General features: G+C 39.5%; 16 protein-coding genes. All 16 read left to right on the forward strand.

The genetic code is table 11. From position 1 onward, the window contains the following. Positions 1 to 36 precede the first annotated feature (36 nt). The 16 genes from KIK00_RS03395 to KIK00_RS03470 all read left to right on the forward strand — a co-directional run bounded on the left by KIK00_RS03395 (position 37) and on the right by KIK00_RS03470 (position 23056). The gene (locus KIK00_RS03395) at positions 37 to 762 is read left to right on the forward strand and encodes an NUDIX domain-containing protein (protein ID WP_255815146.1); all 726 of its coding nucleotides are present in this window, start codon (positions 37 to 39) and stop codon (positions 760 to 762) included. A 15-nt stretch (positions 763 to 777) separates the two neighbouring features. Next, a complete protein-coding gene (locus KIK00_RS03400; RefSeq protein WP_255815147.1) occupies positions 778 to 2262 on the forward strand; it encodes a xylulokinase in 1485 nt (494 codons plus the stop codon). 107 nt (positions 2263 to 2369) lie between these two features. Then, positions 2370 to 3698, forward strand: coding sequence for a xylose isomerase (gene xylA, locus KIK00_RS03405; protein WP_255815148.1), 1329 nt, complete (start codon positions 2370 to 2372; stop codon positions 3696 to 3698). Positions 3699 to 3792: 94 nt separating this feature from the next. Continuing rightward, entirely contained in the window at positions 3793 to 6687 is a 2895-nt protein-coding gene (locus KIK00_RS03410) for a SusC/RagA family TonB-linked outer membrane protein (RefSeq protein WP_255815149.1), read from the forward strand. A 12-nt stretch (positions 6688 to 6699) separates the two neighbouring features. Then, a complete protein-coding gene (locus KIK00_RS03415; protein ID WP_255815150.1) occupies positions 6700 to 8658 on the forward strand; it encodes a RagB/SusD family nutrient uptake outer membrane protein in 1959 nt (652 codons plus the stop codon). Positions 8659 to 8737: 79 nt separating this feature from the next. Next, the gene (gene uxuA / locus KIK00_RS03420) at positions 8738 to 9913 is read left to right on the forward strand and encodes a mannonate dehydratase (RefSeq protein WP_255815151.1); all 1176 of its coding nucleotides are present in this window, start codon (positions 8738 to 8740) and stop codon (positions 9911 to 9913) included. Positions 9914 to 9944: 31 nt separating this feature from the next. Beyond that, positions 9945 to 10760 (forward strand): SDR family oxidoreductase, encoded by an 816-nt coding sequence (locus KIK00_RS03425; RefSeq protein WP_255815152.1) that lies wholly within the window; start codon positions 9945 to 9947, stop codon positions 10758 to 10760. A 132-nt stretch (positions 10761 to 10892) separates the two neighbouring features. Next, a complete protein-coding gene (gene uxaC, locus KIK00_RS03430; RefSeq protein WP_255815153.1) occupies positions 10893 to 12311 on the forward strand; it encodes a glucuronate isomerase in 1419 nt (472 codons plus the stop codon). Continuing rightward, a complete protein-coding gene (locus tag KIK00_RS03435; protein WP_255815154.1) occupies positions 12301 to 13314 on the forward strand; it encodes a sugar kinase in 1014 nt (337 codons plus the stop codon). The genes uxaC and KIK00_RS03435 overlap by 11 nt, the downstream gene beginning before the upstream one ends. Further along, positions 13311 to 13946: a bifunctional 4-hydroxy-2-oxoglutarate aldolase/2-dehydro-3-deoxy-phosphogluconate aldolase gene (locus tag KIK00_RS03440; protein WP_255815155.1), complete on the forward strand. Its 636-nt coding sequence runs from the start codon at positions 13311 to 13313 to the stop codon at positions 13944 to 13946. Before KIK00_RS03435 ends, KIK00_RS03440 begins: the two co-directional genes overlap by 4 nt. Beyond that, on the forward strand, positions 13947 to 15221 hold the full coding sequence (locus tag KIK00_RS03445; RefSeq protein ID WP_255815156.1) for an MFS transporter: 1275 nt from the start codon (positions 13947 to 13949) through the stop codon (positions 15219 to 15221). 55 nt (positions 15222 to 15276) lie between these two features. Further along, entirely contained in the window at positions 15277 to 16995 is a 1719-nt protein-coding gene (locus KIK00_RS03450) for a glycoside hydrolase family 43 protein (RefSeq protein ID WP_255815157.1), read from the forward strand. A gap of 121 nt (positions 16996 to 17116) precedes the next feature. After that, a complete protein-coding gene (locus KIK00_RS03455; RefSeq protein WP_255815158.1) occupies positions 17117 to 18724 on the forward strand; it encodes a glycoside hydrolase 43 family protein in 1608 nt (535 codons plus the stop codon). A 116-nt stretch (positions 18725 to 18840) separates the two neighbouring features. Beyond that, entirely contained in the window at positions 18841 to 19713 is an 873-nt protein-coding gene (locus KIK00_RS03460; RefSeq protein WP_255815159.1) for an esterase family protein, read from the forward strand. Positions 19714 to 19739: 26 nt separating this feature from the next. Next, complete coding sequence (locus KIK00_RS03465) at positions 19740 to 21116, forward strand: glycoside hydrolase family 43 protein (RefSeq protein WP_370647732.1); 1377 nt, start codon at positions 19740 to 19742, stop codon at positions 21114 to 21116. 2 nt (positions 21117 to 21118) lie between these two features. After that, the gene (locus KIK00_RS03470) at positions 21119 to 23056 is read left to right on the forward strand and encodes a glycoside hydrolase family 97 protein (RefSeq protein WP_255815160.1); all 1938 of its coding nucleotides are present in this window, start codon (positions 21119 to 21121) and stop codon (positions 23054 to 23056) included. The last annotated feature ends 96 nt before the right edge of the window (positions 23057 to 23152 follow it).

A 23152-nucleotide genomic window follows, 5' to 3' on the forward strand; every position in this document is an offset into this window, starting at 1 on the left:
TTATATTTGTAATGTTACCAAAATGTTAACGAACTAATGAATCAGAACTTTATCCATACCTATGTCTCTGTAGATTGTGTTGTCTTTGGATTTGACCATGAAAACCGGTTGAATATATTATTAGTACAACGCCATGTTGATGATGTACCGTTAGAAAAACAGATCAAACTTCCCGGAAGTTTGATTTTCAGTGATGAAGATGTAGATGATGCTGCACAAAGAGTACTTCATGAACTTACAGGGATAAAAAAAATGGTTCTCAAACAGTTCAAATGCTTTGCTGATCCTATGAGAGCAAGCAATGCACATGATATTAAATGGATGGATCAGGAATACAAACATCATATAGACAGGATCATTACAGTTGCCTACCTTTCTCTTTGTAAAATAGATCACAAGATCAACAGTACAAAATATGATACCGTAGATTGGTATCCTGTTGATGAAGTTCCTTTACTGCCTTTTGATCATAACAAAATTATCAATGAATCTCTGATGGAGATTAGAAAATGGATTGAATCTGATTTCTCCATTATTTTTGAGTTGCTGCCAAAAAGATTTACCATAAGACAGCTCTATCAGCTCTATAGCGCTTTAAATGAAAAGAATATTGATATTAAGAATTTCCATAAAAAAATATCTTCATTCCCCTATATCGTTCCTCTAGACGAAATTCAAAAAGATGTATCTCACCGCGCAGCAAGATATTACAGATTTGATGCTAAGATTTACAAGAAAAACAATACAAAACTTATAAAATAACCTTTTTAAAAAATTATGTACTTACTAGGCTATGACATTGGCAGTTCTTCTGTGAAAGTGTGTCTCATTGAGGCATCCAGTGGAAAAGTGATTGCTTCTGAATTTTCTCCCAAAAAAGAAATGAAAATCACTGCTATAAATCCGGGATGGGCAGAACAAAACCCGGTCGACTGGTGGATCAATCTGAAATTGGCACATGAAGCTGTTATGCATGAATCCGGAGTACATGCTGAAGATATTAAAGGAATTGGAATCACATGGCAGATGCATGGTTTGATTCTGGTAGATAAGGATCAGAACCTTTTAAGACCATCCATTATCTGGTGTGACAGCCGTGCTGTACCTTATGGTGAAAGAGCTTTTAAAACAATAGGAGAAGAAAAATGTCTCTCACATCTGTTGAATTCGCCAGGAAATTTTACAGCATCAAAGCTTGCATGGGTAAAAGAAAATGAACCTGAAATTTTTGAAAAGATAGATAAAATAATGCTCCCTGGAGACTATATTGCGATGAGACTCTCTGGGCAGATAGGAATGACCATCGAGGGATTATCGGAAGGAATTTTCTGGGATTTTAAAAACAACTGTATTTCGGAAGATATTATTAATTACTATGGAATCCCGAAAAGCTTTTTTCCTGAAATCGTACCCACGTTTGGAATCCAGGCAACCGTTTCCAGCATTGCGGCTGAAGAATTAGGCTTAAAAGAAGGAACGCCCATCTCATACAGGGCAGGAGACCAGCCTAACAATGCTCTTTCCCTGAACGTTTTTAATCCGGGAGAAATTGCCTCTACAGCAGGAACTTCAGGAGTGGTATATGGAGTTCTGGACCAGCTGGAATATGATAAATTATCAAGGGTAAATACATTTGCCCACGTCAATTACACACCGGAACAGATCAGACTGGGAGTTTTATTGTGTATCAATGGAACCGGAATTTTAAACTCGTGGCTAAAACATAATTTTGCAACCTCTCTTTCTTCTTATGGTGATATGAATGACATGGCTTCACTTTCACCTATTGGTTCAAAAGGATTAAGTATTATTCCCTTTGGAAATGGAGCCGAGAGAGTGCTTGAAAATAAGGATACAAGCTGTTCTATCCACGGAATTAATTTCAACATACATTCTAAGGGAGATATTTTGCGTGCAGCGCAGGAAGGTATTGTATTCTCTTACGAATACGGAATGGATATCATGAGAAATATCGGAATGGATATCCAGGTGATCCGTGCAGGAAATGCCAACATGTTTTTAAGTTCAATTTTTCGTCAGTCGTTATCCAGCGTCAGCAACGCAGTCATTGAACTTTATGATACTGATGGAGCGGTAGGAGCGGCAAGAGCTGCCGGAATGGGAATAGGATTTTACTCAGATTCCAGAGAAGCATTTTCTTCACTTGAAAAAATAGCGGTGATAGAGCCTGAACACGAAAAACAAGAACAATATTTAGAAGCCTATGCCAGATGGAAACATCATCTTAACGAAATAATCTAGAAAAGTTACAACAGCATTTTTCATCCGCTTACTGACTCTTAAGAATCAGTGAGAAGGGTATCTCTACGCAAAAATTAAAAAAACAAATTAAAAATAATCAAATAAATATGAACACTTTAACAGGTACAAAAGAGTTTTTTACAGGTATTGAAAAAATTAAATTTGAGGGGAAGGAAAGCAGGAATCCGTTGGCATTCCGTTATTATGATGCTGAAAAGATCGTAATGGGAAAACCTATGAAAGACTGGACCAGATTTGCAATGGCATGGTGGCATACCTTATGTGCAAACGGAAGCGATCCATTTGGAGGACCTACAATCCACCACCCATGGGATATCGGAAATGATCCTGTGACCAGAGCAATGCACAAAATGGATGCGGGCTTTGAATTCATGTCTAAAATGGGATTCAACTACTACTGCTTCCATGATATCGATTTGGTAGACCCTGCCAGTAACTGGAAAGACTACGAGAAAAATATGCAGACTATTGTTGAATATGCAAAACAAAAACAACAGGAAACAGGAATAAAGCTTTTATGGGGAACAGCGAATGTTTTCACGCATGAAAGATACATGAACGGAGCATCTACCAACCCAAATTTTGATGTTGTGGCATGTGCAGCAACACAGGTGAAAAATTCAATAGATGCTACAATAGCACTGGGAGGTGAAAATTATGTTTTCTGGGGTGGAAGAGAAGGATATATGAGTCTTTTAAATACTGATATGAAACGTGAAAAAGATCATTTGGCCCGTTTCCTTTCTATGTCAAGAGACTATGCACGCCAACAAGGCTTTAAAGGAACTTTCCTGATCGAACCCAAACCAATGGAGCCTACGAAACATCAGTATGATTATGACTCTGAAACAGTAATTGGGTTCCTGAGACATTACGGATTAGACAAAGATTTCAAACTGAATATTGAGGTTAATCATGCTACATTGGCGGGCCATACGTTCGAACATGAACTTCAGGTTGCTGTTGATGCAGGGCTTTTAGGAAGTATTGATGCGAACAGAGGCGACTATCAGAACGGCTGGGATACGGATCAGTTCCCGTTAGATTATTATGACATGGTTCAGGCATGGCTTGTACTGCTTCCGTCAGGAGGTCTGGGAACCGGAGGCGTAAACTTTGATGCCAAAATCAGAAGAAATTCTATTGATGCTGAAGATTTATTCATTTCTCATATTTCAGGAATGGATGTTTTTGCCAAAGGTCTTCTTGCGGCAGCAGATATCCTTGAAAATTCAGATTACAAAAAGCTAAAAACAGACCGCTACGCCTCTTTTGATAAAGGAAATGGAAAAGCATTCGAGGAGGGTACGCTTACACTGGAAGATCTTCAGAGAATCGCTCACGAAATCGGCGAACCACAGCCAAAAAGCGGAAAACAGGAATTGTTTGAAGCCATCGTGAATATGTATATATAATAAAAAAATAAAAGGCTTATAAACACTAAGGATTTTTATACACTATAATTATTAAACAGCCTTTTATTCAACAACTAATACTAAAATAATAATTATGAACCGATTTTATTTCAATAAAAGCAATAGAGCGGCACTATTTTTTGCAATGACTTTATTGCCTTCCGGCATAGCATATTCACAGGTTAAGAAAGATACAGTAGCTAAAGAAAATAAAATAGATGAAGTTGTTGTAATAGGATATGGAACTCAGAGAAAAGAAGCCGTAACAGGTTCTGTAGCCACTGTAAAAGGAGATGCCCTGCGTGAAGTACCTTCTGCCAACATTACTCAGGCATTACAGGGAAGAACGGCAGGTGTAGATATCTCACAAACCTCTACAAAACCAGGGGCTGCTATGCAGATCCGTATCAGGGGAACAAGATCTCTGACAGGAGATAACAACCCGTTGATTGTATTGGATGGTATTCCTTTTGTGGGATCACTGGGAGATATAAGCTCAAGTGATATCAAAAGTATTGATATTCTGAAAGATGCTTCTGCTACAGCGATCTACGGGTCCAGAGGGGCAAATGGTGTGATTCTCGTTACGACAAACAGAGGTGCAAAAGGGCAGAGACCCAAATTTAGTTACAATACGTTTACAGGAGTTCAGACTTTGTTTTCAAAATATCCAATGATGGATGGTCCTAAGTTTGCGCAGCTGCGTTCTTATGCAATTCCTGCAGGAAATACAACGCCTTTATATTCAAACGGGGTTGATGAAAATAACAGTGTTAATACAGACTGGCAAAGCCTGTACTATAAGCCTGCCATGATGACCAGCCATGATATTGGTGTTTCAGGCGGAACAGAAGGAGGAAACTATAATGTAGGTCTATCATACTTCAAGCAAAATGCGTTAATTCCTGTCCAAAGTTATGAAAGATTTGCCCTGCGAATGGCCATTGACCAGCAGGTAGGATCCATCTTTAAATTCGGTTTTACGACCAATACAAACTATTCGATTTCGGAAGGGAATGGGGTAAATCCGGGAGCAGTTCTGGGATATTCTCCCATTGCCAATCCTTACAATCCGGATGGAAGCCCGAAGAGAGTAATGAGTACAGCAGGTGGCATTGATCAGACATGGATTTATACCAGAAGAAATTTAGAGAGCCTGGCGGATAAATATATTGATGAAACCAAATCTTTTGCATCCTATAACAATCTTTACGGGGAGGCAAGTTTACCAATTAAAGGATTAAAATACAGGTTAAATGTAGGATTGGATTTCCGTACTTCAAACAGTGGAAATTACACCGGTGTAGGAGTCTTTAATACGAATCCTCTGGGGCCCTCAGCGGCAGGAAAAGGGAACAACCAGACCTATCACTGGGTATTGGAGAACCTTTTAACTTACGACCGCACATTTGGTAAGCATAAGGTTAATGCCGTAGCGTTATATTCCGCAGAAGAAAATAAGTATACAAGCTCATACATGAGTGCAAAGAATGTCCCTGCAGATTTTTTCCAGTATTATAACTTAGGACAGTCGCCTCAGGCTGATATTACCGTAAGACCTGAAGACCAGGTTTATTGGAAAACAGGCCTGCTTTCAGCCATGGGAAGAATTATGTATACTTATGATAACAAGTATATGCTTACAGCAACACTTCGTGCAGATGGATCTTCCAGGCTGGCTCCAGGAAACAAATGGCATACCTATCCCGCACTATCATTAGGATGGAATGTTACCAACGAATCTTTCATGCAGAATATCAAAGTGATTAATCTCCTTAAATTCAGAGCCGGCTGGGGACAGACTTCCAATCAGGCAGTAGATCCATACTCTACCATGGGAAGATTTAATGTAGCTCCTTATAATTATGGAAGTGCAGGAAGTACAGGGATCTATGGAAATCAACCACCCAACCCGAACTTAGGATGGGAATATTCAAAAACGCAAAACTACGGAGTAGATTTCGGAATATTGAACAACCGCCTTACAGGAAGTGTGGAATATTACAAAACCCATACATATGACCTGTTGACACAGAAAAGCCTTCCGGCAACAAGCGGCTGGACATCAATTGTTTCCAATGTAGCGGAAACAGAAAATAAAGGGCTGGAAGTTTCTTTAAACGGAATTATTTTTGATAATCCGGACGGGTTTACATGGGAGGCTGGAGTTAATTTTTATACCAATAAAAACAAAATCTTATCCCTTGCATCCGGAACACCACGTGATGTCAATAACTTATGGTTTGTAGGACATAATATTAATTCATTATATGATTATCAGTATATCGGTCTTTGGCAGGCTGGTGACCCTTATCAGAATATTCTGGAGCCGGGAACTGCTGCAGATGTTACAGGATCTATTAAAGTGCTTTACACCGGAGGTTATAATGCTGACGGAACGCCGGTAAGAGCAATAGGACCGGACGACAGACAGATCTTTGATACAGCACCGAAATTCCAGGGAGGATTTAATATGCGCTTTGCTTACAAGAATTTTGAACTGAGCACAGTAGGAGCTTTCCAGCATGGCGGAATTCTGGTAAGTACCATTTATGGATCTGCAAGTTACCTTAACAGATTAACAGGAAGAGGAAATAATGTGGATGTAGATTATTGGACAGAAGATAATACTGGAGCCTATTTTCCTCGTCCAGGACGTCATTTGAGTGGAGATAATCCGAAATATTCTTCTACGTTGGCAATGTTTGATGCTTCTTATCTTAAGCTTCGCACCATTACCTTAGGCTATAATGTTAATAAAGATTTTTTAAAGGATTTAAAAATCACCAGCTTAAGAATTTACTTTACTGTAACCAATCCTGTAGTATTATTCTCTCCTTATCACAAATTCTCAGGAATGGATCCGGAACCAAACTCTTTTGGAAATGAAAACCAGGCAGTAAGCGGATATCAAAACCGCCAGCTTGTTATTGGAACCAATAACCCTTCTACAAGAAATTACTTAATGGGACTAAACTTAACCTTTTAAAACTGTACTGTCATGATAAATTTTAACAAAAAACTGCTATTAGGAGCAATCTTTTTATCCTTAACATTTACAGGATGTAACGAAATTCTTGATGAGCAGCCAAGAGCAATATATACAGCTGATTATTTTAATACACCAGATGGAGTTAATCAGGGATTTACAGCTTTATACAGACAGCTGAGATTATTGTACGGTAATGGATACTTTATGAGTAACTGTCAGAATGGAACTGACGAATCTACATGGGCACAAAGTGCTGATGGTAACTTTAAAGAGCTCGATATGTCCGGAAATGGTATTATTAATTCCAATACGTTTCCTACAAGCATGGTTTGGAATTCAGTCTTCCCATATATCAATACTGCCAACGGAATTATTGAAAAAGGGCCCGGTTTCGGAATCGCAGAATCTATGATTTCTGAAGCCCGTTTCTTCCGTGGATTTTACTATTTCATGCTGGTGCAGACCTATGGAGGAGTTCCTCTGGATTTAGGTGCAGGAGAATTGAAATATAACACTCTGCCATCCACAACTTCTGCAAGAAGTACTGTTCCGGAAGTCTATACAAAAACAGTTTTTGCTGACCTTAAAAAAGCTATTGAGAATCTGCCTGCCTCACCAAGGGTAACAGGAGGTGTGACCAAAAATGTAGCAAGACTTATGCTTGCCAAAGCTTATCTTACCTATGGATGGTGGCTGCAGAATCCCAACAATATTCCAACTTATCCCGAAGCGACAAGAAATGATCCTGACGGGCACAATGCCCAGTGGTATTTTCAGCAGGCTTATGATATTGCAATGGAAGGAATCAACAATCCCGGACCTTATGCGCTTCAGCCTACTTTCTATGATGTCAATGTAGGTTCAAATGACAGAAATACTGAATCTATGCTCTATGCAGACCATACGCAGTCAAGCACATACTATAATGAAAGTGACCCTGTAGGGTTTGGATCAGGCTGGGCGCCGGATAATTTTGCAGCATGGATGCAGACATGGAACTACACAGCCATCAAAAGCAGTAAAACGACAGCGTGGGCTGGGGCAGACGTTGTAAGTGGAGTACAGAGAGAAGCGGCACAGCCACTGGGACGTCCGTGGGTTCGTATGTGTCCTACTTTGGGAGTTATTAAAAATACTTTTGCAGATAAAACCAACGATTCCCGTTATGATGGGACTTTTGTAACCACTTACAGAGGAAACTGGAACAAAAATGGAACAGGGTTAACAACGGTTCCTGTACTTTATAATGCCAATAATCTGCCTGTACAGCCCGGAGGAGCCATTTTAAGTTTCCTTAATGATGACAGCCAGACTCCTTCTTATCCTTCAGGAGCAGGACAAAGCGGGGTAGGTGCTGGAACTCTGTCAGGAAGAGCAGATTGGGTAATTGCACCGAATGGAATCAGCAGAATTGTATACCCTGGCTTATGGAAAATTGGAACTTATCGTACTGATGATCCGAACGGCTTAGGATATCCGAATGCAGGATTAACCCGTCCATTCAGTGTTGCCAAATTCTCAGAATTCTATTTTATTGCAGCGGAAGCAGCCGTAAAAGGAGCTTCAGGAGCTATGACAGCCAGAGACCTTATCAATGTTATCCGTGCCCGTGCCGGAAAATGGAAATTCAATAATGCCCAAAATACCGCTTATGTAGCAGATAACAGTGTAGCTATGACTGCTGCCACACCTTCTGCAATCACCATCGATTATATTCTTGCAGAAAGATCCCGTGAATATTACGGAGAATTCTACAGATGGTATGATCTGGTGCGTACTCAGAAGTGGGGAGATTATGCCGCCAGTTATCAGATCGGAGGAGCTTCTTATGGAGATCACAATCCGCAGACGGTTACAAGAACGATAAAACCTTTTCATTATCTGAGACCAATTCCTCAGAATCAGATTGATGCTATGGAAGTATCTGCAGATATTAAGGCAAAATACCAGAACCCCGGATACAACTAATTTCATTCTTCATTCATATCAGTAACAGAGTAGGTGTGAAAGCACCTGCTTTGTTTAACTGAATTAAATTTTAAAAAATATGGAAAAAACCTGGCGTTGGTTTGGCAAAAAAGACAAAATAGAACTCAGCACGCTTCGTCAAATAGGAGTAGAAGGAATTGTTTCTGCTCTGCATGATATCCCAAACGGAGAAATCTGGAATCTGGAGGCTATTAATGATTATAAAAACTATATAGAAAGCCACGGACTTCGCTGGTCTGTTGTGGAAAGTCTTCCCGTAAGCGAAGCGATCAAATACGGAGGTGAAGACCGTGACTCTTTAATAGAAAATTATATCACAAGCCTTGAAAATCTGGGTAAAGCAGGCATTACAACAGTTTGTTACAACTTTATGCCTGTTCTAGACTGGGCAAGAACCGATCTCTTTCATGAATGGGAAGACGGTTCATCATCACTTTATTTTGACAAAGCCAAGTTCGCATACTTCGAAATTCATATTCTCAAAAGAGAAGGAGCAGAAAATGATTATAACCCACAGATCCTTCAAAAGGTAGAAGAATTAAAAAATACCTTAACAGAAAAAGATAACAATGCTCTGATAGACTCTGTCATTGTAAAAACACAGGGATTCGTTAACGGAAACATCAAAGAAGGAGATGATAATCCGGTAGCTATTTTCAAAAATTTACTGGCATTGTATGATGGTATAGATAAAAACCAGCTTCGCCAGAACATGAAATATTTCCTTGAAAAAATAATGCCTGTCTGTGAAAAATGGAATATTCAGATGTGTGTACATCCTGATGATCCGCCATTTTCATTACTGGGCTTACCAAGGATAGTAACCAATGAAGAAGATATTGACTGGCTTCTGAAAGCTGTTGATAATCCTCACAACGGATTGACCTTCTGTGCAGGTTCTTTAAGTGCCAACCTTCAGAATGATGTTCCGGAACTGGCTCAGAAATTTGCCCACCGGACTAAATTCGTTCACCTGAGAAGTACAAATGTCTTTGAAAACGGGGATTTCATCGAAGCTCATCATTTGGGAGGAAGAGGAAAGCTCATAGAAGTAATCCGTGTATTCGAAAAAGAAAATCCAGATCTGCCCATGAGAATTGATCACGGAAGACTTTTAACAGAAGATATTGATAAAGGATATAACCCCGGTTATTCATTTTTAGGACGAATGCTGGCATTGGGACAGATAGAAGGAGTAATGGCAGCAGTTCAGTCGGAATTACAGAAAAATTAATCTGCGTTTGTAATAAATAGTAAAAAGTAAAATGAAAGACCTGTTTAGTATTAGGAACAAAGTGGCAGTTATCACAGGGGCTTCAGGCGTTTTGGGAGGTAGTCTTGCTAAAAGTTTTATCGATGCCGGAGCAAAAGTTATCGCATTGGGAAGAAACCAGGAAACACTGAACGCCCGTGTAAAAGAGCTTACAGACTTGGGAGGAGAGGCACTCGCTGTAGAAGCCAATGTGATGGATATTGAAAGCCTTGAAGCCGCCTCAGAAAAAATAAAAGAAAAATATGGCAGGATTGATATTTTGCTCAATATAGCCGGCGGAAATATTCCCACAGCTACCTTATCTCCTGAACAATCATTTTTTGATATGGACATCAAAGGATGGAATGACGTTACTGATCTCAATATCAACGGAACTGTTTATCCAAGTTATGTTTTCGGAAAAGTAATAGCAGAGCAGGGAAACGGAAGCATTATTAATATTTCTTCTATGGCTGCTTACTCAGCTATTACAAGAGTCGCCGGATACTCTGCAGCTAAATCTGCAATTACCAACTTCACACAATGGCTTGCATCTGATCTGGCATTGAAATTCGGAGATAAAATACGTGTTAATGCAGTGGCGCCGGGATTTTTTATTGGTGATCAGAACCGGGCCATTCTCCTGAACCCTGATGGAAGTTTAACCGAGAGAAGCAAAAAAGTAATCGCCAAAACACCCATGCAGAGATTTGGAGAAGTAGAAGAACTGAATGGTGTTATACAGTTTCTATGTTCAGATGCCGCAAGTTTCATCACAGGAGCACTGATTCCTGTTGACGGAGGTTTCAGTGCATTCAGCGGAGTATAAAAAAACTAATTTCTTCATATCCAATGAACAGGACCTTAATGGTTTCATGTAAGGTCCTGTTTTTTAAATGTTGACTTTCTTAAAGTCTGAATACCTAAAGAGAATTAAAATTCTGAATTGTAAAAGTAAATAATGAGTAATTCCATTAAAAATAAAGAAGTTTTCGGAGAATCGTTTTTGCTGGAATCAGCAAAGGCAGAGAATCTGTATTTTGGCTATGCTAAAGATATGCCGATTATCGATTATCACAATCACCTTGAACCGGACGTTATTTCTGCCAATCAGAATTTCCGCTCTCCAACGGCTATTTGGCTGGACGGAGACCATTACAAATGGAGGGCTATGAGAAATTTTGGAGTTCATGAACAGTTTATTTCAGGGCAGGATTCAGACCAGGAAAAGTTTATGAAATGGGCAGAAGTCGTGCCTTATACACTTCGTAACCCATTATTTCACTGGACCCACTTGGAATTAAAAAATCCTTTTGGAATCAGCGAATATTTATCGCCAAAAAATGCAAATGCAGTGTATCATCAGATGAATGAAAGTCTGCAGACCTCTGGTTTTCTGCCACAATCCATTCTTCAGAATTTTAAGGTGGAGGCTTTATGTACCACAGATGATCCTGCTGATGATCTCGTTCATCATAAAGCTTTAAAAGAGAGTGGCTTTAAAACGGCTGTTCTTCCGGCTTTCCGCCCTGATTCCTATATTAATATGATTAACCCTGAACAGTATATTTCAGGAATTAAAAAGCTTGAAAAAGTCTGCGGATTTCCAATTACATCAGCTTATGATCTGTTGAATGCACTCCAGTCCAGAATCAATTATTTTGTGGAAGCAGGGGCAAAAGTAGCCGATCATGGCTTTGAATATTTCCCGGATACTACGAAATGGAATCATAGCCTTGAAAAAGAATTTTCTGAATTCCTTAAGGGGAATCTCTCATCATTTTCCGATCCCGAAGCCTTGTGCGGTTATATGCTGAAAGAGCTTTGCAAAATGTACGCAGAAAAAGATTGGGTGCAGCAATTTCATGTAGGGGCAACCCGAAACAACAATTCAGAAATGTTCAGAAAAATGGGTGCCAATGCAGGTTATGATGCTATTGGAGAACAATATCATGCACAGAGACTGAGCATTCTGCTTGATGAACTCAACACAGAAGGAAAACTGACCAAAACCATTATCTACAATTTAAACCCGGCATTTAACGAAGTTCTGGCAGCTCTTGCCGGAAATTTCAACGAAGGAGGAATCAGATCTAAGGTACAGTTTGGGGCAGCCTGGTGGTTCCTGGATCAGCTTGACGGAATGACAAAACAGATGAATACGCTTTCAAATATTGGATTAATCAGCACTTTTATCGGTATGCTTACCGATTCCCGAAGTCTGTTGTCGTTCTCAAGACACGATTATTTCAGAAGGCTCTTATGCAATCTGTTCGGAAATGAGATGGAAAGAGGTCTCCTTCCCGATGATGAAAAATGGGTTGGAAAGATCATTCAGGATATCTGTTATCACAATACAAAAAATTATTTTGAAATCTAATACCATGCAGGATTTGTCTAAGATATTATGTTTCGGAGAACTGCTTCTCCACTTTGCTCCGGATTCCGAAGGAAACTGGCTCAATGAGCAGTCTCTGAAAATCTATGTGGGCGGAGCTGAATACAATGTAGCGGCAGCACTTTCCCAGTGGGAAAATTCTGTGAAATTGTTAACAGCTTTACCTGAGAATTTTGTTGGAAACCAATTAGAATTTCAACTTAAAAATAAAGGAATAGAAGTTCTGGCAGGAAAAACTCAAGGGAGAATAGGAACATTTTATCTTTCTTCCGATGGAGATATGCAGAATGCTTCGGTGGTTTACGATCGCTTTCCGTCTGTTTTTACCCAATCGGATTTTGAAGCATTCAGTGATGAGGAAATATTTTCAGATGTAAAATGGCTGCATATCAGCACCATCACACCGGCTTTGAGTGATCATGCATTTCGCAAATGTTTACATATCATGAAAGAAGCCAGGGCAAAAAATATTACTGTTTCTCTCGACTTGAATTACAGAGCGTTACTCTGGCAAAATCAGAGTCCTCATACAATTAAAGAGCTGATGCCTTTTGTAAACGTTCTCATGGGAAATATCTGGTCTGTTGAGCAGTTCCTGAATATTCCCATTGAATATGAGCTTAACGGAAATTTTGATGATGAAAATCTTCTGAAACAGGCTGGAAAAACAGCTTTGGAAATCCGGAAACAATTTCCAAATGTAGAAAGTATTGCCAATACGTTCCGCTTTACAAATGGAGAACAGGTGAATTACTTTGCCACCTTATTTGCTGGTGAACAGCTTTTGATTTCAGAAAAATATAATGCAGACAAAATTGAAGAAAGAGTAGGAAGTGGTGATTCTTTCATGGCCGCTTTGGTTCATGGAATTTTAAAAGGAAATCCTGATCAGCAGATCCTTGAGGATGCCGCAAAAGTTGCTTTTAAAAAGCTTTTTGTAAAGGGAGATACCATTGATGAAAGCATTAATATCGAAAAATTATGAATGAAATAATACAGAAAATAAAAGACCATAAAATAGTTCCATTATTTTATAACGAATCGTTTGAAGTCTCAAAAAATATCATAAAAGCTTTATACGAAGCAGGAATCCGTGTAATAGAATACACCAACCGCGGTCATCAGGCATTGGAAAATTTTACAGAGCTGAAAGCAATTTCCCATACAGAATTTCCCGGTCTTTTGTTAGGAATTGGAACGGTAAAAAACATAGAGGAAATGGATGATTTTGCCAATGCAAAGGCAGATTTTATCATTACACCGGTTATCAGTGAAGCATTGGTGAAATATTCTTTCGAAAGAAATATCCTGCTGATTCCGGGCTGCTTTACCCCTTCTGATATCAATATCGCGTATCAGAACGGTTTAAGACTGGTTAAAATATTTCCGGCAGACGCTTTAGGAAAGAATTACATCAAATCTGTGAAACCTGTTTTTCCGGGAATGAATTTTATGCCAACCGGAGGAATCCATGCTGATTATAAAGATATCACGGAATGGCTCAATGGTGGTGCCATAGCAGTAGGACTGGGCAGTTCGCTCATCGGAAAAGATTTTAATGAAGAAGAACTGACTCTGAAAACAAAGGATTTATTACAACAACTTAATCATAACTAAATGCAGACCCCTCACAACCGAAATATAAGATGGTGGATGCTGTCTCTCGTTTTTCTCGCCACTACGATCAATTATCTTGACCGTCAGGTAATGGGTTTGCTGAAACCTGTTCTGGAAAAAGAATTCAGCTGGGATGAAAAAGATTACAGCTATATTGTAATGGCATTTACCACTACTTATGCTATCGGATACATGGCCATGGGAAGGTTTATAGACAAGGTGGGAACAAAAATCGGGTATGCTGTTTCCCTTATTGTATGGAGCTTTGCCTCTATAGGACATGGGTTTGTCAAAAGTACAGTAGGATTTATCATAGCGAGAAGTACGTTGGGAATCAGTGAAGCCGGAAACTTTCCTGCCGCCATCAAATCTGTGGCTGAATGGTTCCCAAAAAAGGAAAGGGCATTGGCAACAGGGATTTTCAACTCGGGAGCAACTGTAGGAGCTATTTTAGCACCGCTGCTGGTTCCTTTCATTCTCGGGCATTACGGCTGGAGGCAGACTTTTGTGTGGATTGGTGCTTTGGGTATGGTTTGGATTATCCTTTGGTGGAAATTCTATGCCGTACCGGAAAAAACAAAAAACCTCAGCAAAGAAGAACTTCAATACATAAAAAGTGATCAGGCTGAAAAAACAGAGGAGAAAACCAAAATTCCTTTATCGGAATTACTCAAATATAAAGTAACATGGTCATTTGCTATTGGTAAAATATTAACTGATCCTATCTGGTATTTCTTCATGTTCTGGCTTCCGGCGTATTTCTCGGATGTGTTCAAAATGGATTTAACAAAACCATCCCTTCCGTTGATTATTATTTACAGCGGAACCACGATCGGAAGTATCGGCGGAGGATATCTCTCATCATTTCTGATCAAAAAAGGCTGGGCAATCGGAAGAGCAAGAAGTTTTACGATGTTACTGTTTGCTTTGATGGTTGTTCCGGTCATGTTCTCAAAATATGTAGATAATATGTGGCTGATTACCCTGATTATAGCTCTTGCTACGGCTGCGCATCAGGGCTGGGGAGCCAATCTTATGACTACGGTCGGGGATCACCTGCCTAATCATTATGTAAGCTCTGTGATAGGGTTTGGAGGTATGCTCGGCTCAGCAGCAGGAATTATTTTTCCTCTTTTTATCGGAATCGTTCTCGATACCTTTAAAAAATCAGGAAATATCAACGGAGGCTATAATATCATATTTTTCATAGCTGGAATATCCTACATTACAGCCTGGGGATTGATTAAAATCATCAACCGCAGGAAAACCGTTTAGAATAGAATTAAGCTTAAAAATTGCAAAATATTAAAAACTATAAAAAAGAATAACAATGAAACAGAATATAATGGATTTAACTTTTTTCAGGAATAAAACTCATGTCCTTGCGGCAGCGGCTTTACTTTCAGTGACTACTATTTCTGCCCAAACATTCTCCGACTTTACTTACCACGGAAATGATAAAATATATAATGACAACCCTCTCAAGCCGGATGAGTTCTACTCGCCGATCCTTCAGGGATGTTATCCCGATCCCAGCATTACCAGAAAAGAGGAAGACTATTATCTCGTTAACTCCTCATTTTCAATGTTCCCGGGCGTCCCGATTTTTACTTCTAAAGATCTGGTGAACTGGAAACAGGTAGGGCACGTCCTGGACAGACCTTCACAGCTTAAAGTTGAAAAATCAGGTGTTTCGCACGGAATTTATGCGCCGGACATCAAATACAACAGGCACAACGACACTTTTTATATGATCACTACCCAGTTTGCGGGAGGTATTGGAAATATGGTCGTAAAAACAAAAGATCCGTCAAAAGGATGGAGCGAAGTTCAGAAACTGAATTTTGACGGTATTGATCCGGCTATTTTCTTTGATGATGATGGAAAAGCATATATCGTTCACAACGATGCTCCACCACAAGGTACCGAGCAGTACAACGGCCACCGCGTCATTAAAATCTGGGAATATGATCTCGAAAAAGACCAGGTCGTGCCTGGTTCGGATAAAATTATTGTCAACGGTGGAGTTGATCTTTCCCAAAAACCGATCTGGATTGAAGGCCCTCATATTTACAAAAAGAACGGTAAATATTACCTGATGTGTGCAGAAGGAGGAACTGGAGGGAATCACAGCGAAGTTATTTTTATGTCTGATTCTCCAAAAGGACCTTATGTTCCGGCGGGTAATAACCCGATTCTGACACAGCGTTATTTCCCAAAAGACAGAAAAGAAAAGGTAGACTGGGCGGGCCATGCAGATTTGGTGAAAACACCAAATGGCCAATATTACGGAGTATTTCTGGCGATACGTCCCAACGAGAAAAACCGTGTTAACAAAGGCCGTGAAACGTTCATTCTTCCGGTTGACTGGAGCGGAACCTATCCTGTTTTCCAAAACGGGCTGGTTCCGATGAAACCAAAACTGAAATTGCCTGAAGGAGCTCAGAATCACAACGGACAAAACGGATTTTTTCCCAACGGAAACTTTACCTATGCCGATAAGCTGACAGATAAAAATCTTGATTACCGATGGATTGCCATGCGCGGACCTCGTGAAAGCTTCATCAATATTACCAAAAACGGTGTGAAAGTAAATCCTTTTGCAACCAATATCAAAGCATTGGCCCCGGTTTCAGCACTGTTCCACAGATTACAGCATGAATCTTTTGAAACCTCTGTAACCCTTGATTTTAAGCCTAAATCAGAAAAAGAGCTGGCGGGAATTACCTGTTATCAAAGTGAAAAATTCAATTATGTTTTCGGAATCACAAAAAAGGATAAAGATTTCTACATCGTATTGGAAAGAACCGAAAAAGGAGAATCAAAGTTAATTGCAAGCGAGAAAATTTCATTATCCAAACCGGTTAAACTGCAGGTGGTGGCTGATAAGGATGAAAATAGCTTTAATTATTCTGTGGATGGTAAGAGCTACAAAAATCTAGGAGGACCGGTTTCAGGGGATATTCTTTCTACTGATGTGGCGGGAGGTTTTACAGGAAGCCTTATTGGCCTGTACAGTACCTCTTCCAATGATATCGTACCGGAATAGTAGGAAAGACCTTTGTCATTATGAATATGGGAGGTCTGACAACATAGAAAAAACATTCATTTGTTGCATAAATGTTTTAATTAAAAAAACTAAGATTAAAAACCAAACATCACAGTACATTTTGAAAATCAAAAAATCTTATATAGTTTCTTTATTGGGGTTTATCGGGCTGAATCTTCTTTCAGCCCAGGTAAATCCTTCTGGAAAACAGAGTACAGCGTTTACTAATCCTATCATATGGGCTGATGCACCGGATTTATCCATTACCAGAAACGGAAATGATTTTTACCTGATCAGTACCACAATGCATCTGATGCCGGGAGCACCGGTGATGCACTCCAGGGATCTGGTACATTGGGAAATGTCAGGTTATGTTTTTGATACTTTAAATGATAATTCAAAATATAATCTATTGAATGGAACGGTTTACGGGAGAGGCCAATGGGCTTCTTCAATCCGCTACCATAAAGGAAAATACTATGTTTTATTTTCTCCGAATGATGAACCTTTCAAATCTTATTTCTATGTGACGGATAATCCTGAAAAAGGAAACTGGAAGCTCATCACCAGAACACGGCATTTTCATGATGCTTCTCTGTTTTTTGATGATGATGACAAAGTATATGTTTTCACTTCCAACAAAGTTTTTGAACTGAGTCCTGATTTTAAAGAGGTCATAGGAAATCCGGATGGAACTGAAGTGTTTCAGAAAGATGCTTCGGAAACCGGACTTCTGGAAGGAAATCAGATCATCAAAAGAAACGGAAAATACTACATGATGATGATTTCATGGCCCAGAAACGGAAAACGCCGTCAGGTAATCTACAGAGCGGATAAAGTGGCAGGCCCTTATGAGAAAAAAGTAATTCTGGAAGACAATTTTTTAGGATTTTCCTATGCAGGTCAGGGAGCTTTAATAGATGATAAGAACGGAAACTGGTATTCTCTTATTTTCCAGGACAGAAATGGAGTAGGGCGCGTCCCGATTTTATTGCCTGTTCAATGGGAAAACGATTGGCCGGTCTTGGGAGATAACGGAAAAGTTCCTCTGAAAGGTGAAGTTCCTCTTCCGCCATTCAAAGCAAAAAATCATTTGGTGGAAAGTGATGAGTTTTCTGACAAAAAAATGAAGATCCAGTGGCAGTGGAATCATAATCCGGTGAATGAAGCATGGTCTTTATCCGAAAGAAAAGGATTTCTCAGACTGAAAACGAGCAGAGTCGTAGACAATCTGTACGCGGCACCCAATACTTTAACCCAGAGAATGGAAGGTCCGACTTCTTCAGCGGTTGTCGCGATGGATCTTAAAGGAATGAAAGATGGAGATGTTGCGGGTTTCAGCGCTTTCAACGGTGATTCCGGTATCTTGTCAATAATGAAGGAGGGTAATGAAAAATTTATCGTTTTTTCAACCAATGAAGTGAGCCTGGATAGTAAAACAAAAGCCATTACGGAGGTTAAAAAAGAAGAAAAAAAACGCATTCGTATCAACTCAGATAAGGTTTTCCTTCGTATTGATGCCAATTTTAACCTTGGGAAAGATCTTGCAGACTTTTATTACAGCACCGATCAGAAAAACTGGACGGAAATGGCAAAAGACTATAAAATGATTTTTGATTACCGTAGATTTTTTATGGGGTCGAAGTTTGCAATTTTTAATTATGCCACTAAAAATACCGGAGGATTCATAGATGTAGATTTTTTCAGAGTCAATGAAGCAGGAAAATAGAAATAGTAATAAAAGTCAGAAAGTCAGAGAAAAGTCTGCGGAACTATGTACATAAAATAATATGTTATTATTTTTTTATCCGAAATAATAAGTGTTAAAAATACAAATAAAAAATCATGAATAAATCAGTTGTATTAGCATTAAGTTTCATGCTGTCAGGAGTTTTTATTTCTGCGCAAGTTTTTGAGAAAAAAGTACCACAGGATTTTGATACGGAGAAAAAAGAAATTCTACACGGAAAGATTGATACCATACAATATTCTTCAGTAACGGTTGGTACTACGCGAAAAGCATTGGTGTATACTCCTCCCGGATACAAAAAAGGCACTAAGTATCCTGTTTTATATCTGCTTCATGGTATTGGGGGAGATGAAAAAGAATGGTTCAGAAACGGAAATCCCCATATTATTTTAGATAATCTGTATGCCAAAGGAAAACTTACTCCAATGATTGTTGTACTGCCTAACGGAAGGGCTATGAAAGATGACAGAGCAACAGGAGATATCATGGCAAAAGATAAAGTAGAGGCTTTTGCAACATTTGAGAAAGACCTGCTGAATGATCTGATTCCATTTATTGAAAAAAGATATCCGGTAAAAAAAGACAGAAACGACAGAGCCATTGCGGGACTTTCTATGGGTGGTGTGCAGACCCTGAATTTCGGGCTGGGAAATATTGACAGGTTCGCCTGGATAGGTGCCTTTTCCGCAGCTCCGAATACCAAAGAGCCCCAGCTTCTTCTTCCGGATCCATCCAAAGCTAAGGAATTAAAGCTTCTCTGGATTTCATGTGGAGATCAGGACAGACTGATGCCTTTCAGCAAAAGAACAAGCGACTATCTTACAGAAAATAAAATTCCTCATATTTTTTATGTAGAACCGGGCGGCCACGATTTCAAAGTCTGGAAAAATGATCTGTATCTGTTTTCACAACTTCTTTTCAAACCCATAAAGCAGGAAGATATTAATCTCATGCTGAAGTCAGAATAAAAGTTTACATCCAAATTCTCTGTTCTATGAATATCCGCAAAATACATATCAGTTGCATTGCTATAGTAGGTTTATTTTCGATGGGATTTGCTCAGAATCCTATCATTCAGACCAATTATACTGCAGATCCCGCACCGATGGTTTATAATGATAGACTGTATGTGTATACCACACACGATGAAGATGAGTCCACCTGGTTTACCATGAACGACTGGAAAGTCTATTCCACCAATGATATGGTCAACTGGACAGACCATGGGACAATTCTCTCGTATAAAGATTTTGACTGGGCAAAACGCGATGCTTGGGCCGCACAATGTATAGAAAGGAACGGGAAATTTTTTATGTATATCCCGATGTGGTCAAAAACCAATAACAAAGGCGCTATAGGGGTTGCTGTCGGCGACAGTCCGTTTGGGCCTTTCCATGATCCGCTGGGAAAACCTCTGGTTCAGAGCGAATGGGGTGATATTGATCCTACAGTTTTTGTGGATGATGAAGGCCAGGCCCATATGTACTGGGGAAATCCCAAATTGAAATATGTCAAGCTGAATGAAGATATGATTTCCTATTCCGGAAACATCATAGAAGTTCCGATGACAGAAGAATCATTTGGAAAAAGAGATGGAAAACCCAATCCGGAAAGACCAACAAAATATGAAGAAGGCCCGTGGCTGTACAAAAGAAAAAATCTGTATTATCTTTTCTGGCCGGGTGGTCCGCTTCCTGAATTCATAGGATATTCTACCAGCAAAAAAGCAGAAGGCCCTTGGAAATATGGAGGAATTATCATGCCTGCTGAAGGAAAGTCATTCACCAATCATCCCGGTGTTATTGATTTCCGGGGGAAAACCTATTTCTTTTATCACAATGGTGCGTTGCCGGGCGGAAGCGGTTTTACAAGATCGGTAAGTCTGGAAGAGCTTACTTTCAATAAAGATGGCTCTATTTCACCCTTTAAAATGACCAATGGAATTACAAAAGCTATTGCTGCAGTTAATCCCTATTCGTTCAATCAGGCAGAAATGATTGCCTGGTCAGAAAATGTAAAATCTTATCAGAATAAAGAGGCTGGTGTTTTCATCAAAGCAAAGAAAAATGGTGCTTATACCAGTGTAAAGAATGTGGATTTCCGAAAAAAAGGAGCCAGTGCTTTCTCTGCAAGGGTAGGAACTACCCATAACAGTGACGTCACAATGACCATTCATCTGGATGCTGTGAACGGACCGGTTGCCGCGACGGTAAAGGTTCCGATGACGGGTGGAGATGACCGCTGGGAAACGGTAAAAGTTCAGATTACCGAAAAGATTACCGGTGTTCATGATCTGTACTTTGTATTCAATGGCAAAGCCTCAACAGATATTATGTATTTCGATTACTGGACCTTTCTTGAAAATAATTAATTATGAGAAAAAAAGTTTTATATCTACTATTCAGTTTTTTTCTGATCAGCAAAAGTTTTGCACAGGTAGCAGAAGTTGCAAGCCCTGATGGACACCTGAAGCTTCATGTCTTTTCAGAAGATGGAAAAGCATGGTATAATGTTATCCTTCAGGAAAAAATAATGCTTGAAAAATCCCCGCTGGGCTTGGTAACCAATGAGTCCGATTTTTCAAAGAATCTGAAATTTACTGACAGCCAAAAAGACTTGGTTTCTAAGAAATACACAAATGCAAAGATCAAAAAATCTGAGATTGATTATAAGGCAAATACTTTATCGGTTAATTTCATCAATGCAGACCAACATCAAATAAACATTGAATTTCAGGTCAGCAACAACAATATTGCTTTCCGCTACAATATTCCACCCATGAAAGAACGGCTGAGTGTTGTGGTACAATCAGAAACTACAGGTTATAGATTCCCGATACAGACAACTACTTTTCTTTCACCTATGATGAAGCCAATGACAGGTTTTGCCCGTACAGCACCAAGCTACGAAAGCGGTTATAAAGCCGATGCTGAGATGGGAATGTCGTCTGATTACGGATACGTTTTCCCTGGTCTGTTCCATATCGGAAATGAAGGTTGGGTATTGCTTTCCGAGACAGGAGTGAACAGTTCGTATTGTGCTTCACACCTTGAAACCACAGCAGAAAAAAGTCTTTACAAAGTAGCTTATCCGAACATTGCTGAAAATAACGGTTTCGGAAGTATCGGAGCAGCAGTCTCACTTCCCGGAAAGACGCCGTGGAGAACAATTACAGTAGGCAGCTCCCTGAAACCCATTGTAGAAACTACCATTCCTTTTGATGTGGTAGATCCGATGTATGAGCCTTCACAGGACTATCAGTTCGGAAAATCTACATGGAGCTGGATTCTTTGGCAGGATAAAAGTATGAACTATGATGATCAGGTGAAATTCATAGACCTTGCTGCTGCGCTGAAATATCAGTTTATTCTTATGGATGCACTTTGGGATAAAAATATTGGAAAAGAACGAATGAAAAACCTTATTCAATATGCAAAATCCAGAAATGTAGGCGTGTTGCTCTGGTATAATTCCAACGGTGCGGCTAATGATGCGCCCATGGGGCCTAGAAATAAAATGAGCTCATCCATTGAACGGAAAAAAGAAATGAAATGGCTGAAAGAAGCAGGCGTAAAAGGATTGAAAGTAGATTTCTTAGGAGGAGACAAACAGGAAATCATGCGTCTTTACGAAGATATTCTGTCAGATGCCAATGATTTTGGATTAACCATTATTTTTCACGGGGCTACTGTACCTAGAGGCTGGGAAGTGATGTACCCGAATTACGCAGGAAGCGAAGCCGTTCTTGCCTCAGAAATGCTTTATTTCTCAGAAGATGTACGGAAACAGGAAGCTTTTTTTGCCACACTTCATCCTTTCATCAGAAATACAGTGGGAAGTATGGAATTCGGAGGTACTTTCCTCAATAAATATTTAACGGAATCCAACAGGGATAAAAATAAAAGACATACAACAGATGGTTTTCAGCTGGCTACAGCAGTCCTGTTTCAAAATCCTGTTCAGATGTTTGGTGTAATGCCGAATAACCTGACCGATGCTCCGGAATTTCAGCTCAGTTTTATGAAAGAAGTTCCGACACTTTGGGATGAGACAGTTTTCATAGACGGCTATCCCGGGAAATATGCTGTGGTTGCGAGAAGACATGCGGATGAATGGTATGTGGCAGGCGTAAATGCTGAGAAGCAATCCCGGAAACTGAAAATAAAACTGCCGATGTTCGCCGGGAAAAACTTGAAACTTATCAATGATGATGCAAAAGGAAATTCATCAGAGAAAGAAGTAAAAGTGAATGTAAAAGGAGATTTTACGATTGAAATTCAGTCGCAGGGTGGTTTTGTACTGAAAAATTAAAGAAGTAAACCTTATAGGTTTTTAAAACCTATAAGGTTTGAAGAGATTAAAAGAATACAGATTTTTTAAGGTTAAATAAACTGATTATGAATCATT

Origin of the sequence: Chryseobacterium sp. MA9 (genome assembly GCF_024399315.1) — a bacterium.
Taxonomy (GTDB): Bacteria; Bacteroidota; Bacteroidia; order Flavobacteriales; family Weeksellaceae; genus Chryseobacterium.

Bases quoted from the DNA above. Each gene is read 5' to 3' on its own strand.
- KIK00_RS03395 (WP_255815146.1), top strand. From the start codon at position 37: ATGAATCAGAACTTTATCCATACCTATGTCTCTGTAGATTGTGTTGTC.
- KIK00_RS03400 (WP_255815147.1), top strand. From the start codon at position 778: ATGTACTTACTAGGCTATGACATTGGCAGTTCTTCTGTGAAAGTGTGT.
- xylA (WP_255815148.1), top strand. From the start codon at position 2,370: ATGAACACTTTAACAGGTACAAAAGAGTTTTTTACAGGTATTGAAAAA.
- KIK00_RS03410 (WP_255815149.1), top strand. From the start codon at position 3,793: ATGAACCGATTTTATTTCAATAAAAGCAATAGAGCGGCACTATTTTTT.
- KIK00_RS03415 (WP_255815150.1), top strand. From the start codon at position 6,700: ATGATAAATTTTAACAAAAAACTGCTATTAGGAGCAATCTTTTTATCC.
- uxuA (WP_255815151.1), top strand. From the start codon at position 8,738: ATGGAAAAAACCTGGCGTTGGTTTGGCAAAAAAGACAAAATAGAACTC.
- KIK00_RS03425 (WP_255815152.1), top strand. From the start codon at position 9,945: ATGAAAGACCTGTTTAGTATTAGGAACAAAGTGGCAGTTATCACAGGG.
- uxaC (WP_255815153.1), top strand. From the start codon at position 10,893: ATGAGTAATTCCATTAAAAATAAAGAAGTTTTCGGAGAATCGTTTTTG.
- KIK00_RS03440 (WP_255815155.1), top strand. From the start codon at position 13,311: ATGAATGAAATAATACAGAAAATAAAAGACCATAAAATAGTTCCATTA.
- KIK00_RS03445 (WP_255815156.1), top strand. From the start codon at position 13,947: ATGCAGACCCCTCACAACCGAAATATAAGATGGTGGATGCTGTCTCTC.
- KIK00_RS03450 (WP_255815157.1), top strand. From the start codon at position 15,277: ATGAAACAGAATATAATGGATTTAACTTTTTTCAGGAATAAAACTCAT.
- KIK00_RS03460 (WP_255815159.1), top strand. From the start codon at position 18,841: ATGAATAAATCAGTTGTATTAGCATTAAGTTTCATGCTGTCAGGAGTT.
- KIK00_RS03465 (WP_370647732.1), top strand. From the start codon at position 19,740: ATGAATATCCGCAAAATACATATCAGTTGCATTGCTATAGTAGGTTTA.
- KIK00_RS03470 (WP_255815160.1), top strand. From the start codon at position 21,119: ATGAGAAAAAAAGTTTTATATCTACTATTCAGTTTTTTTCTGATCAGC.